Genomic DNA, 18,155 nt, shown 5'->3' with positions numbered 1-18,155 from the left:
AATTAACAATCTGTTAATTTCTCCTTTTCTCAGGAAAACTCAACCGTTTTCGTTGTGATTTTATTATATTTGCTCCGCTCATTTTGAGCCGAATATATCTTTTACATCGTTAACTCCTGACGATACGATTATAAAAAAAAAAGAAAATGAATAAATCAAAAATTTTTTACACCTTAACTGATGAGGCGCCGTTATTGGCAACTTACTCTTTGTTACCAATTGTTCAAGCTTTTACAGCAACAGCTGGAATTGAAATCGAAACCAGAGATATTTCGCTGGCAGGAAGAATTTTATCAAACTTCCCAGATTCTTTGACAGATGCTCAAAAAACTGGAGATGCATTGGCAGAATTAGGCCAATTAGCAACTCAGCCAGAAGCAAACATTATTAAATTACCTAACATTTCAGCATCCGTACCTCAATTAAAAGCGGCTATTGCTGAATTACAATCTCACGGATATAACGTGCCAAATTTCCCAGAAGATCCTCAAAACGATGCTGAAAAGGAAATAAAAGCAAAATATGCAAAAGTTTTAGGCTCTGCTGTAAACCCAGTTTTACGTGAAGGAAACTCTGATCGTAGAGCTCCAAGAGCAGTTAAAAACTTCGCAAAAGCAAACCCGCACTCAATGGGTGCTTGGTCTGCTGACTCAAAAACTAAAGTTGCTTCTATGCCAAATGGTGATTTTTACGGAAGTGAAAAATCATTGACTGTTGCAGATGCAAATGATGTTAAAATCGAATTTGTTGCAAAAGACGGAACAACTACTGTTTTAAAAGCAAGTACTCCGCTAAAAGCAGGCGAAATTATCGACAGCTCTGTTTTAAGTGTAAAAAAATTAAAAGAATTTGCTGCTAATGCAATTGCTGAAGCAAAAAAAGAAGGTGTTTTACTTTCTGTGCATTTAAAAGCTACAATGATGAAAGTTTCTGATCCAATTATCTTTGGCGCTATCGTTGAAGTATATTTTGCAGATCTTTTCAAAAAATACGAAACTTTATTTGCTGAGTTAAATGTGGATACTAAAAATGGTTTAGGTGATATCTATGCTAAAATTGCTGGAAGACCTGAGCAGGCTGAAGTTGAAGCTGACATTACTAAAGCGATCGAAAACGGACCAGCTTTGGCAATGGTTAATTCTGATAAAGGAATTACAAACTTACACGTTCCTTCGGATGTTATTGTTGATGCTTCTATGCCGGCAATGATTCGTACTTCTGGACAAATGTGGAACAAAGATGGTAAAGCGCAAGATACAATTGCTGTTATTCCAGACCGTTCTTACGCGGGAGTTTATACTGCAACAATCGATTTCTGTAAAAAACACGGTGCTTTTGATCCTAAAACAATGGGAAGTGTTCCTAACGTCGGATTAATGGCTCAAAAAGCTGAAGAATACGGATCTCACGATAAAACTTTCCAAATAAAAGCTGACGGAGTTGTTCGTGTTGTAGATCAAAATGGAAATGTTTTAATGGAACAAAACGTTGAAACAAATGATATTTTCAGAATGTGTCAGGCAAAAGATGCTCCTATTCAGGACTGGGTTAAACTGGCTGTAAACAGAGCTCGTTTATCTAGTACGCCTGCTGTTTTCTGGTTAGACGAAAACAGAGCACATGATAGAGAATTGATCGTAAAAGTTGAAAAATACCTTAAAGATTACGATACTACAAACTTAGATATCCGTATTTTAAACCCAGTTGCTGCCACTGAATTTACTTTAGACAGAATCATCAAAGGTTTAGATACTATTTCTGTAACAGGAAACGTGTTACGTGATTACTTAACAGATTTATTCCCAATTTTAGAATTAGGAACTTCAGCAAAAATGTTATCTATCGTTCCATTAATGAATGGTGGTGGATTGTTCGAAACTGGTGCTGGAGGTTCTGCTCCTAAACACGTTGAACAATTTACAGAAGAAGGATATTTACGTTGGGATTCATTAGGAGAATTTTTAGCTCTTGGTGCTTCATTAGAGCATTTAGGACAAACTTTAGATAATTCTAAAGCAATTGTTTTAGCTGAAACTCTTGACGAAGCAAACGATAAGTTCTTAGCAAACGATAAATCTCCTGCTCGTAAAGTTGGACAAATTGACAACCGTGGTTCTCATTTCTATTTAGCATTCTATTGGGCTCAAGCTTTGGCTGCTCAAAACAAAGATGCTGAATTGAAAGCAATCTTTACTCCAATTGCTGCTGATTTTGAAGCTAACGAAGCAAAAATCGATGCAGAATTAATTGGTGCTCAAGGAAAACCTCAAACTCTTGGCGGTTATTACCAGCCAACTCCTGAGTTAGTAAGTAAAGCAATGCGTCCGAGCGAAACATTCAACGCTATTATTGCAAAAATTAAATAATTGTCAAAATGTACTAATAGTGCATTTTTCAATGATATTAAAAAGGACAACTCAAAAAGTTGTCCTTTTTTTATCTTAACTTATGTTTAACAAAAGTTCCGCTAAAATGTTAAGTAAGAATTGTTAACTATGTATATCAAAATCAATGTAATGATTACAAAAAATACCTGCGCATTTTTTCTTTTTATTTTAACGATTTTTACATCCTTTTCACAGGAACGATTCACTTTAAGCGGTACTGTCAGCGACAGCAAAAACAACGAAACTTTAATTGGAGTAAATATTTATATTCCAACTCTTAAAATAGGAACTACAACAAACGAATACGGATTTTATTCTCTTTCTATCCCAAAAGGAGAATACGAAATTGAGATTAGCTATGTTGGCTACCAAACCATTCAAAAAAATATCCTTTTAAATCAGAATACCAAAAATAACTTTTCTATCAGCGAAAACGGTGAAGAACTTCAAGAAGTTGTCATTACAGATAACAGAAGCAAAATCAACATCAAATCGCCAGAAATGAGTGCCAATAAACTTTCTATTGCCACTATAAAAAAAATGCCGGTTGTTTTAGGAGAAGTCGATGTACTTAAATCTATCTTATTACTTCCAGGCGTTACAAATGCCGGAGAAGGCGCTTCTGGATTTAATGTCCGCGGAGGCGGCGCAGATCAAAACTTGATTCTTTTAGACGAAGCCACAATATTTAATTCATCGCATGTTTTCGGCTTCTTTTCTGTTTTTAATCCCGATGCAATCAAAGATTTAAAATTGTATAAAGGGGGAATTCCTGCGCGTTACGGCGGAAGAGCTTCTTCTGTTTTAGACATTTACCAAAAAGACGGAAGCAGTAAGGATTTCCATATGAACGGAGGTATCGGATTAATTTCAAGCCGTATTCTTGCCGAAGGTCCAATTGTAAAAGACAAAGGCTCTTTTTTAATTGGAGGAAGAGCTTCTTATGCTCATTTATTTTTAAAACTTTCCGAAGATGACAAAAACAATGCTGCTTATTTTTACGATTTAAACACCAAATTAAGTTATAAACTCAACGATAATAACAGTTTATATTTATCAGGTTATTTTGGCCGTGATGTTTTCAGTTTAAATAAAAGTTTCACCAATATATACGGAAATTCGATCTTGAATTTAAGATGGAATCATTTATATTCTGATAAATTATTTTCAAATCTTTCTTTGATTTACAGCGATTACTATTACGGATTAGATCTTGATTTTGTAGGTTTTAAATGGGATTCTGGAATTAAAAATTATAACATCAAATACGATTTCAAACATTATCTTTCGGATAAATTAAAACTTAATTATGGTTTAAACGCAACTTATTATGAGTTTAATCCAGGAACCATAAAACCAAGCAGCACAGATTCTGGAATTAACCCCGATCAATTAGACAAAAAATATGCTTTTGAACCATCTGTTTATCTAGATGCGGAAAGTCAGCTTTCAAATAAAATTACTGTTGCTTACGGATTACGCTACAGCCTTTTTTATAGATTAGGTTCCTCAACTATTAATTATTATGACAATAATCAAGCAGTCGTTTTTAATAGCGATATTCAGATTTACGAAAAAGGAACACCAACTTCTACACGATATTTTGGCAAAAATAAAGTGATAAAAGATTATAATAATTTTGAACCTAGGTTTTCAGTTTCTTATCAATTAAATGACGACCAAGCCATAAAAGCAAGTTACAATCGTATGGCGCAGTATCTTCAATTAATTTCAAATACCTCATCTCCTACTCCATTAGATGTATGGATGCCGAGCGACAAATACATTAAACCGCAGCTTGCAGATCAAGTTGCATTAGGATATTTTAGAAATATCAGCAGCGGAGCATATTCATTTGAAGTTGAAACCTATTACAAGGAAGTTAAAAATAGACTCGATTATATTGATGGAGCCGACTTAATTGCTAATGATGCTATTGAACAAGTAATTTTAAATGGCCGTATGAGGGCGTATGGTTTAGAAATTATGGTTAAGAAAAATACAGGCAAGTTTAATGGCTGGGTTTCTTATACATTGTCAAAATCAGAACAGCAGACTCCTGGCAGAACACCAGAAGAAATTGGAATTAATAACGGACAATGGTATGCTTCGGCTTATGACAAAACACACAACTTAGCTATCACATCCGCTTATAATTTAAATGAAAAATGGTCATTTGGGGCCAATTTTGCATTGCAGTCTGGACAGCCGGTTACATATCCGAATGGGCAATATGAATATTTGGGAATTACCGTTCCAAGCTACGGATTACGTAACGAAAACCGACTTCCTGCTTATCATCATTTGGATATTTCTGCGACTTTAACTCCAAGAAAAAATAAGGATAGGAATTGGAAAGGCGAATGGGTTTTCAGTATTTACAATCTCTATAATCGTATGAATGCTGCGTCTATAAATTTTAGACAAAATGTAGACACTGGTGATAACGAAGCTGTTAAAACATCCATTTTTGGAATTGTACCAGCCGTTAGTTATAATTTTAAGTTCTAAAAATACTTTCTGTCAAAGAAATAAAAGATATATTATGAAAAAAGCAACCTTATTAATCGTGTTTTTTATATCATTCTTCTTCGCAAGTTGTGAAGAGGTGGTTGATGTTGATTTAGATACAGCGCCTCCAAAATTAGTAATAGAAGCTGCCATTAATTGGGAAAAAGGCACAACAGGAAATGAACAGACAATTAGATTAACTACAACAACTGGTTATTTTGAAAACACAATCCCAACGGTTTCTGGTGCAATTGTCTATATAACAAATAGTCATAACGAACAATTTAATTTTATAGAAGTTAAAAAAACCGGCCAATATGTATGTATTAATTTTAAGCCAGTTATCGACGAACAATACACGTTAACTGTAATTAGCAGAGGCAGTAGATATATCGCAAATGAAACCTTAAAATCAGTAGCACCCATTACCCGAATAGATCAGAATAATGAAGGCGGGTTTACAGGAAAAGATATTGAAATAAAAGCGTTTTATAATGATCCTGCCGATGCAGATAATTATTATTTATACAAATATGTTTACCCTAATAAAGTCAAATCAACTTATTATGTAGATGAGGATAAATTTTTCAACGGTAATGAATTTTTCAGTCTTTCTGATGATGATGATTTAGAAATTGGAAATGAAATTGAAATCACACATTCTGGAATCTCAAAACAATACTTTAATTATATGAGTATTTTAGTAAGTATTGCTGGTAGTAATTTTGGAGGACCATTTCAATCTCCTCCGGCAACTGTAAAAGGAAATATTGTCAATGTAACTACTAAAGAAAATTATCCTTTAGGCTATTTTTCACTTTGCGAAACGTACACAGTCAAGTATAAAATAACTTCAAAATAAAAATGGAAGTACAAATTAAAACCTTAGCCGAAAAAAAACTTATCGGTCATTCTATTGAAATGTCTTTCATAGAAAATAAAACATTTCAACTGTGGAGTGGTTTTATGCCCAAAAGAAAAGAGATAAAAAACGTAGTAAACCCTAATTTATATTCTTTAGAGGTTTATCCTGAAAATCATTTTGATAATTTTGATCCTAATGACAATTTTCAAAAATGGGCGGCTGTAAAAGTTTCAGATTTTGATGATCATCCTACACCAATGAAAACACTAATTGTGCCAAGTGGCTTATATGCCGTTTTTCTTCATTTAGGACCAGCAGCAGAAGCGCATAAAACCTATCATTATATTTTCACAGAATGGCTTCCAAACTCCGAATATGTTGTAGACGAGAGACCTCATTTTGCTGTTATGGATGAAAAGTATAAAAAAGATGATCCCGATTCTGAAGAAAAAATCTGGATTCCCATAAAAAACAGAAATTGATATGCTAATCGAAACACTAAAAATACTTTTCAATAGAGATTTAAATAAACTCAAATTTGAAATTGAATCGTATGAATACGAAAATCAAATGTGGACTGTTAATAACGACATTTCTAATTCTGGCAGTAATCTCTGTCTTCATTTAATAGGTAATTTGAATACTTACATTGGAGCAGAAATTGGAAAAACAGGATACATTAGAAATCGTCCTTTAGAATTTTCATTAAAAGACATTCCAAAATCAGAATTGATTCAGAAAATTGAAGATACTATCATAGTGGTAAATAATGCCTTTGAGGTTTTAACTGAAGAAGATTTGAATGCAATTTATCCACAAATTGTTTTTGAAAAAGAAATGACAACTGGATTTTTCTTAGTGCATCTTGCGACACATCTTGCCTATCATTTAGGTCAAATTAATTACCATCGAAGACTTCTTGATTTTTAATTTTTTTGCCACAGATTAAAAGAATTAAAGAGATTAATCCTTTTAATCTGTGAAATCTGTGGCAAAAAACTAGAAATCTAAAATTCTAAATGTAACTTAGCACCACATTCAAAAAAAATCACATGTCATCACACCATATAGTTCGAGACGATCAGGAACCTGCTTTAATAATTGCAAATGGAGCCTCCTGCGATCCTGAATTATTAGGGCAATTGTTAGAATGGTCTCCGCTAGTTATCGTTTTAGATTCTGCTATCGAAAGAGTGATTGAATTGGGCATAAAAGTCGACGTACTTTTGGGCGATTTTGATCGTGGTTTTGATCCTGAGATTTATAAAACTTCTCAATTTCCTATCGAAATCGTTCACACCCCAGATCAAGACAAAACAGATTTAGAAAAAGCGTTTGATTATCTTGTTGATAGAAAAATTCCTGCTGTAAATGTTGTTTGGGCAACTGGCAGACGTGCCGATCACACGATTACCAATCTTACCAATATCGTTCGTTACCGCAATTTACTTAAAATTGTAATTCTCGACGATCATTCGAAAATATTCCTTTTACCATCAAAATTCGAAAAATGGTATACGGCAAAAACTCCAATTTCCCTTATTCCAATTGGAGTTGTAAACGGAATTAATTCCAGCAATTTAAAATACGAATTGAACAACGACACCCTAACAATGGGTTATCGAACCGGGAGCAGTAATTCTGTCGAAAAAGATGGCATCGTAACCATAACACATCGCGGAGGTGATTTGCTTTTGATGGAGTGTTTTGATTAGAAGCTGATCATGCTGTCATTTTCATAATATCTTTTTGTAAAAAAAGGAATACCTATCTTTGCATAGAAATAAAGAAAAATGAAAGCAGAAAACAATTCACAAAAAGACAATTTACATCCAAAAAACCTTCATCGTTCCCGTTATGATTTTGAACTTCTTATTTCAAATTGTCCCGAATTAAAAGCTTTCGTTTCCATCAACAAGCATGGAATTGAAACTGTAGATTTCAGTAATCCTCTTGCTGTAAAAACTTTAAATAAAGCATTACTGCAGACATATTACGATATTCAAAACTGGGATATTCCGAAAAATTACCTTTGTCCGCCAATTCCCGGACGCGCAGATTACATTCATTACATTGCTGATTTATTGGCAGAAACCCATAACAATCAAATCCCAGAAACATCCAACATATTAGGTTTAGATATCGGAACAGGTGCAAATCTAATCTATCCGATATTAGGAAATTCGATTTACAATTGGAGTTTTGTAGCAACAGATATTGATCAAAAAGCTATCGAAAACTGCAGTAAAATCATTGAAGCAAACCCAAAACTAATTGAAGCTATAAGTCTGCAGCAGCAAACAGAATCTCGTTTTATATTTAAAAATATTATAACGCCGGAAGATCGATTTACATTTACAATGTGCAATCCGCCTTTTCATGCCTCTGCAGAAGAAGCGAATAAAAGTACCTCTAGAAAAGTTTCCAATCTAAATCCCAAAGAAAAAAGAAACACAAATCCTGTTTTAAATTTTGGAGGTCAAAATGCCGAATTATGGTGCAACGGCGGCGAAATCGGTTTTATAACCCAAATGATTTATGAAAGTGCCAAATATGCCTCGCAGGTTTTATGGTTTACCACTTTGGTTTCTAAAAAAGAAAATCTTTCTTCTATTTATAAAATTCTGAAAAAAGTAAATGCCGTTTCTGTAAAAACAATTGAAATGTCACAAGGGCAAAAAAACAGCCGTATTGTGGCGTGGAGTTTTATAACCGATGCAGATTATAGCACTTGGAAATTTTAAGAATTTCAAAACTCATATATCCTTTTTGTTTTGTAACTTCGATAAAATTATTCAATTATGAACACTCTTCAACTCAAAAATATTCTAATTTCTGAAATCGAAAAAATTGATGACGATACATTTTTATCTGCATTAAAAACAATCTTGGAAAGTCGTAAAACTTTACCTAAAAATTATTCTGAGCGATATAATGAAGATCTAAACACTGCAGAAGAGGAAATTCAAAGTGGAAATTTTTATTCCCACGATGAAATTAAAGATAAAATTGAACAATGGAAAAAGAAATAATTTGGTCAAGAACTGCTCAAAATCAGCTTGAAAAAATTTACTCTTATTTATACAAAGAAACCAAAAGTAAAAATATCCCTAACAAAGTAATTGACAGCATTTATAATTCCGCTGTTATCTTAAGGACTAATTGGGAAATTTATGAATTGGATGAAATGAAAATTCCTAATGACAAAAATTATCGTGCTTACGAAATTTATAATTATCGAATAACCTATAAATTACCCCAAAAGAAATTCAGATTTTAAGAATTAGACACACTAGTCAAAATCCTAAAAAAATATAATTTACTTTTTACTTCAAACAAAAAAACATTTTAAACGCCTGATTTCCAAAACAAAATCTTGATTATATAATTTGCTTTCGCTACATTTATTGTAAGCAATTTAAAATCAAGATCATGGCAGAATATATTGGTTATCTCGCATCAGTATTTATTGTTGGCGGTTTCATGCTGAAAAACCTTAGAACCATCCGTTTCATTAATATGTTTGGATGCATTTGTTTTGTAATCTATGGCATTTTTTTAATCGACTACCGTGATTTTAGCAAATGGCTTTTACCAGTGATTATTCCTAATGCCATTTTAGCATTTGTCCAAATTTATTATCTCACTTTGAAAGATGATAAATCGTAAAATTATGATACTTTAAAATAAAATTCTGATACACTATTCGCTTACCATACCCGTAACTTTAAGCTAAATTGAATTTTATAACTATGTTGAAACTATATTCTCGTTTGGTAATCGTACTATTTTTAATTACAAGTTGTGCTTCTAAAAAAGCAAAATTTGAAGATTATGTTTTTAAAACTAAAAGCGAAGAGCTGAAATATGAAACTGCCTACGATAAAGCCCTAAAACTTTGGAATATCCCGTATACCGAGGAAAATGTTAAAACAACTTTTGGAACAGCACACGTAGTTATTGCAGGGCCAAAAAACGGGAAAGATTTAGTTTTACTTCACGGAATGGACGCCAGCTCTACCATGTGGTATCCAAACATTCAGGCTTTAGCCAAAAACCACCGTATATATGCCATTGACTTTTTGATGGAACCCGGGAAATCTAACTTAACTGCAAAACCTCTTTCGACCGAAGAAATTGCGATTTGGTATAACGAAATTTTCGATCATTATAAATTAAAGAAATTTGATATTATAGGCGCTTCTCGCGGCGGTTGGATTGCAACATTATTAGCAACACAAAAACCAAATTCGATTGATAAAATCGTTTTGTTAAGTCCAGCACAAACTTTTAAATTTATTGATAAAGTTGGAAAAACAACGTCAGCTTTGATGTTGAAATTATTTCCAAGTGAAAAGAAATTTGGCAAAACATTGACCACATTTTCTACGCATCCAGAAAAAATAAGCCAAATCTATAAAAGGCAGTTTTATCTCGCCAACAAATATGCAAAATCAAATTCGAGCATGCTTAAAATGCATCCATTTTCAGATAAAGAATTACAATCAATTCAAAATCCTGTTTTGGTATTAATTGGTGATAGAGACGTAATTAACTCTGACGAAAGCCTAAAAAGAGCACAAAAATATTTAAAAAACAGCCAAACAAAAACTATAAAAGATGCTGGTCATTTTTTATCGATAGACCAATCTAAAATCACCAATGATGCAATCATTAATTTTTTAGAATAGCAGTCAAACTTTGTATCTTTACAAAACCAAATTTTCAGCGTAAACACATGAAATTTCAAGTTTCCTCAGAATATAGTCCAAAAGGAGATCAGCCTCAAGCCATACAGAAACTGGCACAAGGTGTAATCGACGGAGAAAAATATCAAACTTTATTGGGAGTTACAGGATCTGGTAAAACATTTACTGTGGCTAATGTAATTGAAGAAGTACAAAGACCTACTCTGGTTTTGGCACATAACAAAACCTTGGCCGCACAATTATACTCTGAATTCAAGCAGTTTTTCCCAAACAATGCCGTTGAATATTTCGTTTCTTACTACGACTATTATCAGCCCGAAGCTTTTATGCCGGTAACTGGGGTTTTTATTGAAAAAGATTTATCTATCAATGAAGAGCTTGAAAAAATGCGTTTGAGCACTACTTCTTCCCTCCTTTCTGGTCGTCGAGATGTTTTAGTAGTTGCCTCAGTTTCTTGTTTGTATGGTATTGGAAACCCTGTCGAATTTAAAAAGAACGTAATTGAGGTAACCAGAGATCAGGTAATTTCGAGAACGAAACTGCTTCACAGCCTTGTACAAAGTTTGTACGCCAGAACAGAAGCAGATTTTAACCCTGGAAATTTTAGAATAAAAGTTGACACGGTTGAAGTATATCCAAGTTATGCTGACGACGCTTACAGAATTCACTTTTTTGGAGATGAAATTGAGGAAATTGAATCTTTTGATGTTAAGACTTCACAAGTCATTGAAAAGTTCAAAAGACTGACTATTTATCCAGCAAACATGTTTGTAACTTCTCCAGAAGTACTGCAAGGTGCAATTTGGGAAATTCAGCAGGATTTGGTTAAACAAGTTGATTACTTTAAAGAAATAGGCAAACATTTAGAAGCCAAACGTCTGGAAGAAAGAACCAATTTCGACTTAGAAATGATTCGGGAACTAGGTTACTGTTCTGGAATTGAAAATTATTCTCGTTACCTAGACGGCAGACAGCCTGGAACAAGACCTTTCTGCTTATTGGATTATTTCCCAAGTGATTATTTAATGGTTGTTGACGAAAGTCACGTTACCGTTTCGCAGGTTCATGCGATGTACGGAGGTGACCGCTCGCGTAAGGAAAACTTAGTAGAATATGGTTTCCGTTTACCTGCTGCAATGGACAACCGTCCTTTGAAATTTGAAGAATTTGAAGCTCTTCAAAATCAGGTAATTTACGTTTCTGCAACTCCTGCTGATTATGAATTACAAAAATCAGATGGTATTTATGTTGAACAGATTATTCGCCCGACTGGATTAATAGATCCTGTTATCGAAGTTAGACCAAGTTTAAACCAGATTGATGATTTAATTGAAGAAATTCAGGTTCGCTGCGAATTAGACGAAAGGGTTTTAGTAACTACTCTAACCAAAAGAATGGCTGAAGAATTAGCCAAATATTTGACGAAAGTAAGCATTCGCTGCCGTTACATCCATTCTGAAGTCGACACTTTAGAAAGAATAGAAATCATGCAGGATTTGCGTAAAGGTATTTTTGATGTTTTAATTGGAGTAAACTTACTTCGTGAAGGTTTAGATTTACCCGAAGTTTCGCTTGTTGCTATTTTAGATGCCGATAAAGAAGGTTTCTTAAGAAATCACAGATCTTTAACGCAGACTATTGGCCGTGCGGCAAGAAACTTAAACGGAAAAGCAATTTTGTATGCCGATAAAATTACTGCCAGCATGCAGAGAACAATTGACGAAACTGAATATCGAAGAACGAAACAAATTAATTTCAACGTTGAAAATAACATAACTCCTCAGGCTTTAAATAAAAAAATCGAAAGCGCTTTCACCAAAAATCCGTTGGTAGAATACGAATTAGGACATCCTATCCCTGTTGCTGCTGAACCTGAAACAGCTTATTTATCTAAAGGTGAATTGGAAAAAATGATTCGGGAAAAACGTAAAACGATGGAAAAAGCAGCTAAAGAATTAGACTTTTTACAAGCAGCTAAACTGAGAGACGAAATTAAAAAATTACAAGAACAGCTGGCTTAATTATGCTGTTCTTGAAAAACTTGTAAAACAACAGTTGGATTGATAACGGTTTTAGGGGCTTTTTTCATCATTTCCAAAACACGTTTTACAGCAGATGGATTTAGCCCCATTTCTAATGCAATCTGCTGAATTGCTTTGAATTCCCTTTCGTGTAAAACACCATCGCAATGCATTAATAAAGCCAATCTATAAAATTGGTTGATACGTTGCATTTCAGATTTGATAGGAATCGTTTTGGTTTCCTGATGAAATAAATCTTGAAATTCTTCTTCGCTAATACTCAATTCCAAAGCTACAAGTCTTAAAAATTCAAGCTCACGTTTATGCAAATGTCCATCGACAGTAGCGAACATAATCATTTCTAAAAGTAAACTTCTTTTTTCTGCTTCTGTATTCATCAATTTATTATTTTTAGCTAAAATATTGCTTTTAAACAAAAATACAAAACACAGATAATGAAGAGGATTTTCCTAGCAGTTTTACTTCTATTTGCTCTTATCGGAAAAGCACAAAGTACAGCTTCAAAAAATGTATCTACTTTTACAATTGAAGCTCCTCAACTCCATACTTCAAAAAAAATCTGGATTTATCTTCCTGAAAACTATTCAAAAACTATTCAAAAAAAATACAGTGTTATTTACATGCACGATGCGCAGAATTTATTTGATGCTAAAACTTCTTTTTCTGGCGAATGGAATATCGATGAAAAATTAGACAGCTTAAAAGCTCCCGTAATTGTTGTGGGAATTGAACATGGAAATGAAAAACGCATCGATGAACTTACTCCGTTTAAAAACGAAAAATACGGTGGCGGAAACGCTGACAATTATCTGGAATTTATTGCAAAAACGCTAAAACCGCATATCGACAAGAATTACAGAACCAAAACAAAACCTAAAAACACCATTCTTTTCGGAAGTTCATTGGGCGGTTTGGTTTCTTATTACGGTGCTTTGAAATATCCAGACGTTTTTGGTAAAGCAGGTGTTTTTTCTCCCTCTTTTTGGTTTTCTAATGATATTTATACTTTCACAGAAAAACAATCCAAAATCAAAACTAAAATTTATTTTCTGTGCGGTGATAAAGAAAGTGACGATATGGTAAAAGATTTAACTAAAATGAAACGTTTACTAGATACCAAACGTTGTTACTGCCTTCATCTGGACAAAACCAAAATTGTAAAAAATGGTGAACACAATGAAAAACTTTGGCGCGATCATTTTGCTGAAGCTTTAATTTGGCTGGGTTATTAATAAAAAAATACTTTTATAAAAATGAAATTAATTTTAAGAGAATACAATCTCAAACTAAAACATACTTTCACGATTTCAAGAGAATCAATTGATTTTCAGCCTTCGCTAATTGTTGAATTACAAAGCGACGGTCTTTCTGGTTTTGGAGAAGCAACTTCAAATCCGTATTACAATACAACGGTTCCGATGATGATGCAGGATTTAGAAAAAATTAGAAGCATTATTGAAAGTACAGAAAATGAAACTCCGGAGGTATTTTGGGCAAAAATCCATCCATATTTAAAAGATGACATGTTTGCTTTATGCGCTTTAGATTTGGCTTATAATGATTTATATGCCCGAAAAAAAGGTAAAAAGTTATACGAATTATGGAACTACACAACCGAAAGAAACCCGATGACAGATTATACTATCGGAATTGCTTCTATCGACAAAATGGTTTCAAAAATGCAGGAACTTCCTTGGCCTATTTATAAAATTAAACTCGGAACAAAAGAAGATATTGAAATTGTAAAAGAACTACGAAAACATACCAATGCCGTTTTTAGAATTGATGCCAACTGCGGCTGGGGAGTTGAGGAAACAATCAACAATGCGGTTGAATTAAAAAAACTAGGGGTCGAATTTCTAGAACAGCCCATGAAAGCTGATAATTGGGAAGGACATAAAGAAGTTTTTAAACATTCTGTTCTTCCTGTAATTGCAGACGAAAGTTGTATTATTGAAGAAGATGTTGCAAAGTGCTTCAATCATTTTCATGGCGTGAACGTTAAATTGGTAAAATGCGGCGGCCTAACTCCTGGAAAACGCATGATCGAAGAAGCTAAAAAATTGGGATTAAAAACCATGGTAGGCTGCATGACCGAATCTACTGTTGGAATTTCTGCAATCGCACATTTACTGCCTCAATTGGATTATGTGGATATGGATGGCGCACTTCTATTGGCTGAAGATATTGCAACCGGCGTCACTATAAAAGACGGTGTTGTAAGTTATTCTGATCTTAACGGAACTGGAGTTACACTTTTATAAAAATGAAAGTCGAACAATTTCCAGATCGAATTATTCAAATTGACCAAAAGCAATATTTGTATTTTGGCGGAACTGCCTATTTAGGTTTACCAACAAACAAAGAATTTCAAGATTTAGTAATCCACAACATTCGCACTTGGGGAACTACATATGGAAGCTCCAGAACTGCCAATGTCAAATTAAGTGCTTATGATAGCGGTGAAAAGTTTCTAGCATCGCATATTGGATCAGAAAATGCTGTTACGGTTTCCTCAGGAATGCTGGCTGGAAAATTGGTCATAGATTTAATGAAAAAACAAACGGATTGTTTCTTTCATTTTAATGATACACATGCCGCAATTAGAATCGAAAACAGTCTTTCCTTATTTGAAAATGGTAAATTAAATGATCGATTACTGAATCCGAAATCTGAAAAAATAACGATTCTAACGGATGGAGTTCCTTCTTTTGAAACAAAACCTGTTGATTTCTCTTTCTTGAAAGAAATCCCCGATCATAAAGAAATCACACTAATTGTTGATGAATCCCATTCTTTCGGAATTATTGGAAAAAATGGCTCAGGAATTTTCAATTCAATTCAATATCCAATTAAAAGAAAAATCATGGTTTCTTCTTTGGGGAAAGCTTTTGGTTTAACCGGAGGTGTTATTGCGGCCGATGCTGCCACTATCAACCAAATAAAAGAAATGGAAGTTTTTACAAGTGCAGCAGGAATGAATCCTTCTTTTGTTCAGAGTATTTCTGATGCTTCCGAAATTTATGCTAAGCAGCATCAAAAACTTAGAGATAACTTAAGTTACTTAGATTCGATATTAAACGAAAACATCAATATTAAATTTGATAAAAGCTATCCTTTAATTTATCTTCTATCAAATGATCTAGTAGAAAAATTAAAACAGGAAAAGATAATTATTGCCAGTTTTAAATACACAAAAGATGCCGAACCTCTCAATCGTATTGTAGTTACAGCCAATCATCTTAAAGAAGATTTGGACAAATTGGTTAGTATTTTAAATGAATTTAATTCTCAATTTTAATCATTTAAAAAAACTACCTTTGCAAAAAATAAATAATGAGTTTAACTTGGAGTAAAGATTGGAAAAACTTAAATCCTAAACTTGAAACAAAAAAACCTGAAACAAAAATTATGACGAATAACGATATACTTAAAAAACTTCGCGTGGCTTTGATGCTCCGTGATGACCAAATAGTTGAAATTTTAGAATTGGTAGATTTTAGAATTACAAAATCAGAATTAGGTGCTTTTTTTAGAGCAGAAGATCACCCAAATTACATGGAATGCGGCGATCAGGTTTTGCGTAATTTCTTAAACGGATTGGTAATTCATTTAAGAGGAACGAAAGAAAACCCTAAAAACCCAAATGACGTTTTGGCGAAACATAAGGCTGAAATTCCGAAGAAGGAAACGTCTAAAGAAAGACCAGAATTTAAAGCAGCTCCAAAAGATTCAGAAAAATACAGAGGCGATCAAAGTTCTTCAAAGTCAGGTTCATCAGTTGGAAAACCTAAAAAGAAAGCATTCCCAAAAGGAAATGGAAAACCAGTTGTTGTAGAAAAAGTAGTTTTCAAAAACGGTAAGAATAAAAAATAATTAATAACTGTTAAAGTTTAACAGCAAAGGGCACAAGGATTTACGCTAAGTTCGCAAAGTTTTTATTGATAAAGCTTTGCGAACTTTGCGGTTATATTAAATCCTATAAATAAAAAACTTTGCGCTCTTTGCGGTTAAATTGCCCACAAAAAAAATCCCTCCGAATATCGAAGGGATTTTCTATATAAATTGATTTCTTATTTGATTAAGAAAGTGCAGCTTTAACTTGGTCAGCAGCTTCTTGGAATTGAACTGCAGATAAGATTGGCATACCAGAGTTGTCAATTAATTCTTTTGCAATTTCAGCATTTGTTCCTTGCAAACGAACGATAATTGGCACATTGATAGCGTCTCCCATGTTTTTGTAAGCATCAACAACACCTTGAGCAACACGGTCACAACGAACGATACCTCCAAAGATGTTAATCAAAATAGCTTTTACGTTTGGATCTTTCAAGATAATTCTGAAAGCTGTTTCAACACGTTTAGCATCAGCAGTTCCACCAACGTCAAGGAAGTTAGCAGGCTCAAAACCAGCGTATTTAATTAAGTCCATAGTTGCCATTGCAAGACCAGCTCCGTTTACCATGCATCCTACAGTACCGTCAAGGTCAACATAGTTTAGACCAACTTCTTTAGCTTCAACTTCAATTGGATTCTCCTCACGGATATCTCTCATTTCAGCATATTTAGGTTGTCTGTATAAAGCGTTATCGTCGATATTTACTTTAGCATCAACAGCTAAGATTTTGTTATCAGAAGTTTTTAAAACTGGGTTGATTTCAAACATAGAAGCATCAGAACCAATGTAAGCATTGTATAACGCATCGATGAATTTCACCATTTCTTTGAAAGCATTTCCAGAAAGACCTAAGTTGAAAGCAACTCTTCTAGCTTGGAAACCTTGTAATCCAACAGATGGATCAATTTCTTCAGTAAAGATTAAGTGTGGAGTATGCTCAGCAACTTCTTCGATATCCATTCCACCTTCAGTAGAATACATAATCATGTTGCGTCCTGTACCTCTATTCAATAAAACAGAAACATAAAATTCAGAAGTTTCGCTTTCACCTGGATAGTAAACATCTTCTGCAACTAATATTTTGTTTACTTTTTTACCTTCAGGCGGAGTCTGAGGCGTGATCAATTGCATTCCGATGATTTGTTCTGCTAACTCTTCAACTTGTTGTAAGTTTTTTGCCAGCTTAACTCCACCACCTTTTCCACGACCACCTGCGTGAATTTGCGCTTTTATTACATGCCATCCTGTACCAGTTTCGGCAGTTAATTGTTTTGCAGCAGCTACAGCTTCAACCGCATTGTTAGCCACAATTCCGCGTTGTACGCGTACTCCGTAACTCGCTAAAATTTCTTTTCCTTGATATTCGTGTATGTTCATAATATAGAATTTGTCTGGTTCTGAATTTATTTCAGAATAAAAGTGCGACAAAAGTAACAAAATACAACTTAATAGTAAAATCTTTTTCAATTAAATAAATGTTACCCATAGGTATTAAACGTTGAAACTTTTTGAAAGCAAACAAATAGTTAACGAAACACTTTGTTAATGTTAACACAAAACCGCTAAAACGTTTGATATTTAACAAAAACTTCACTGAATTCAATACCTTAGAGACGATTTTTCTTAATATATTTTATTGTCAATTATGATTTTGATAATTCGCAATCGTTTATATAATAATATTATCATTTAAGAACCCTTTTTCTAATATTACTATAAAAATGAAAGCGAATACATAATTTC

18 protein-coding genes are annotated in these 18,155 nt (G+C 33.6%); 16 read left to right on the top strand and 2 right to left on the bottom strand.

The genetic code is table 11. From position 1 onward, the window contains the following. Positions 1 to 146 precede the first annotated feature (146 nt). The 12 genes from EDB96_RS10385 to uvrB all read left to right on the top strand — a co-directional run bounded on the left by EDB96_RS10385 (position 147) and on the right by uvrB (position 12,493). Complete coding sequence (locus EDB96_RS10385) at positions 147 to 2,366, top strand: NADP-dependent isocitrate dehydrogenase (RefSeq protein ID WP_134140649.1); 2,220 nt, start codon at positions 147 to 149, stop codon at positions 2,364 to 2,366. Positions 2,367 to 2,516: 150 nt separating this feature from the next. Beyond that, complete coding sequence (locus tag EDB96_RS10380) at positions 2,517 to 4,898, top strand: TonB-dependent receptor (RefSeq protein ID WP_134140648.1); 2,382 nt, start codon at positions 2,517 to 2,519, stop codon at positions 4,896 to 4,898. 34 nt (positions 4,899 to 4,932) lie between these two features. Further along, complete coding sequence (locus EDB96_RS10375) at positions 4,933 to 5,760, top strand: DUF4249 domain-containing protein (protein ID WP_134140647.1); 828 nt, start codon at positions 4,933 to 4,935, stop codon at positions 5,758 to 5,760. Between the two features lie 2 nt (positions 5,761 to 5,762). Beyond that, positions 5,763 to 6,245, top strand: a complete 483-nt coding sequence (locus tag EDB96_RS10370; RefSeq protein ID WP_134140646.1) for a GyrI-like domain-containing protein — start codon at positions 5,763 to 5,765, stop codon at positions 6,243 to 6,245. 1 nt (position 6,246) lies between these two features. Next, positions 6,247 to 6,693, top strand: a complete 447-nt coding sequence (locus EDB96_RS10365; RefSeq protein ID WP_134140644.1) for a DinB family protein — start codon at positions 6,247 to 6,249, stop codon at positions 6,691 to 6,693. A gap of 122 nt (positions 6,694 to 6,815) precedes the next feature. After that, on the top strand, positions 6,816 to 7,478 hold the full coding sequence (locus EDB96_RS10360) for a thiamine diphosphokinase (protein ID WP_134140643.1): 663 nt from the start codon (positions 6,816 to 6,818) through the stop codon (positions 7,476 to 7,478). A gap of 78 nt (positions 7,479 to 7,556) precedes the next feature. Then, positions 7,557 to 8,507, top strand: coding sequence for a 23S rRNA (adenine(1618)-N(6))-methyltransferase RlmF (rlmF, locus tag EDB96_RS10355; RefSeq protein ID WP_134140642.1), 951 nt, complete (start codon positions 7,557 to 7,559; stop codon positions 8,505 to 8,507). 57 nt (positions 8,508 to 8,564) lie between these two features. Continuing rightward, positions 8,565 to 8,795: a hypothetical protein gene (locus tag EDB96_RS10350; RefSeq protein WP_057119215.1), complete on the top strand. Its 231-nt coding sequence runs from the start codon at positions 8,565 to 8,567 to the stop codon at positions 8,793 to 8,795. After that, on the top strand, positions 8,780 to 9,043 hold the full coding sequence (locus tag EDB96_RS10345; protein WP_134140641.1) for a type II toxin-antitoxin system RelE/ParE family toxin: 264 nt from the start codon (positions 8,780 to 8,782) through the stop codon (positions 9,041 to 9,043). The genes EDB96_RS10350 and EDB96_RS10345 overlap by 16 nt, the downstream gene beginning before the upstream one ends. A 152-nt stretch (positions 9,044 to 9,195) precedes the next feature. After that, positions 9,196 to 9,432 carry a uroporphyrinogen decarboxylase gene (locus tag EDB96_RS10340; RefSeq protein ID WP_134140639.1) on the top strand — a complete coding sequence of 79 codons (237 nt, stop codon included), beginning with the start codon at positions 9,196 to 9,198 and terminating at the stop codon, positions 9,430 to 9,432. An 83-nt stretch (positions 9,433 to 9,515) separates the two neighbouring features. Then, positions 9,516 to 10,454, top strand: a complete 939-nt coding sequence (locus tag EDB96_RS10335; protein WP_134140638.1) for an alpha/beta fold hydrolase — start codon at positions 9,516 to 9,518, stop codon at positions 10,452 to 10,454. A 47-nt stretch (positions 10,455 to 10,501) separates the two neighbouring features. Continuing rightward, positions 10,502 to 12,493 carry an excinuclease ABC subunit UvrB gene (gene uvrB / locus EDB96_RS10330; RefSeq protein ID WP_134140637.1) on the top strand — a complete coding sequence of 664 codons (1,992 nt, stop codon included), beginning with the start codon at positions 10,502 to 10,504 and terminating at the stop codon, positions 12,491 to 12,493. On the opposite strand, the gene EDB96_RS10325 is transcribed toward uvrB, so the two are convergent. Continuing rightward, positions 12,490 to 12,891: a TerB family tellurite resistance protein gene (locus tag EDB96_RS10325; RefSeq protein WP_134140635.1), complete on the bottom strand. Its 402-nt coding sequence runs from the start codon at positions 12,889 to 12,891 to the stop codon at positions 12,490 to 12,492. The genes uvrB and EDB96_RS10325 overlap by 4 nt on opposite strands. Positions 12,892 to 12,948: 57 nt before the next feature. Between EDB96_RS10325 and EDB96_RS10320 the strand changes: the two genes are divergently transcribed. From EDB96_RS10320 to EDB96_RS10305, 4 genes are all read left to right on the top strand, one after another. Then, a complete protein-coding gene (locus EDB96_RS10320; RefSeq protein ID WP_134140634.1) occupies positions 12,949 to 13,746 on the top strand; it encodes an alpha/beta hydrolase in 798 nt (265 codons plus the stop codon). Between the two features lie 21 nt (positions 13,747 to 13,767). Continuing rightward, a complete protein-coding gene (locus EDB96_RS10315; RefSeq protein WP_134140633.1) occupies positions 13,768 to 14,778 on the top strand; it encodes a dipeptide epimerase in 1,011 nt (336 codons plus the stop codon). Between the two features lie 2 nt (positions 14,779 to 14,780). After that, positions 14,781 to 15,815, top strand: coding sequence for an aminotransferase class I/II-fold pyridoxal phosphate-dependent enzyme (locus tag EDB96_RS10310; RefSeq protein ID WP_134140632.1), 1,035 nt, complete (start codon positions 14,781 to 14,783; stop codon positions 15,813 to 15,815). Between the two features lie 110 nt (positions 15,816 to 15,925). Next, entirely contained in the window at positions 15,926 to 16,390 is a 465-nt protein-coding gene (locus EDB96_RS10305; protein WP_057119873.1) for a DUF1456 family protein, read from the top strand. 205 nt (positions 16,391 to 16,595) lie between these two features. Here EDB96_RS10305 and sucC read toward each other — a convergent pair whose 3' ends face one another. Continuing rightward, the gene (gene sucC / locus EDB96_RS10300; RefSeq protein WP_071636805.1) at positions 16,596 to 17,789 is read right to left on the bottom strand and encodes an ADP-forming succinate--CoA ligase subunit beta; all 1,194 of its coding nucleotides are present in this window, start codon (positions 17,787 to 17,789) and stop codon (positions 16,596 to 16,598) included. Between the last annotated feature and the right edge of the window lie 366 nt (positions 17,790 to 18,155).

The sequence above is a fragment of the Flavobacterium sp. S87F.05.LMB.W.Kidney.N genome, from assembly GCF_004366435.1.
Classification (GTDB): domain Bacteria; phylum Bacteroidota; class Bacteroidia; order Flavobacteriales; family Flavobacteriaceae; genus Flavobacterium.
This window is presented reverse-complemented; position numbering and strand designations above follow the sequence as displayed.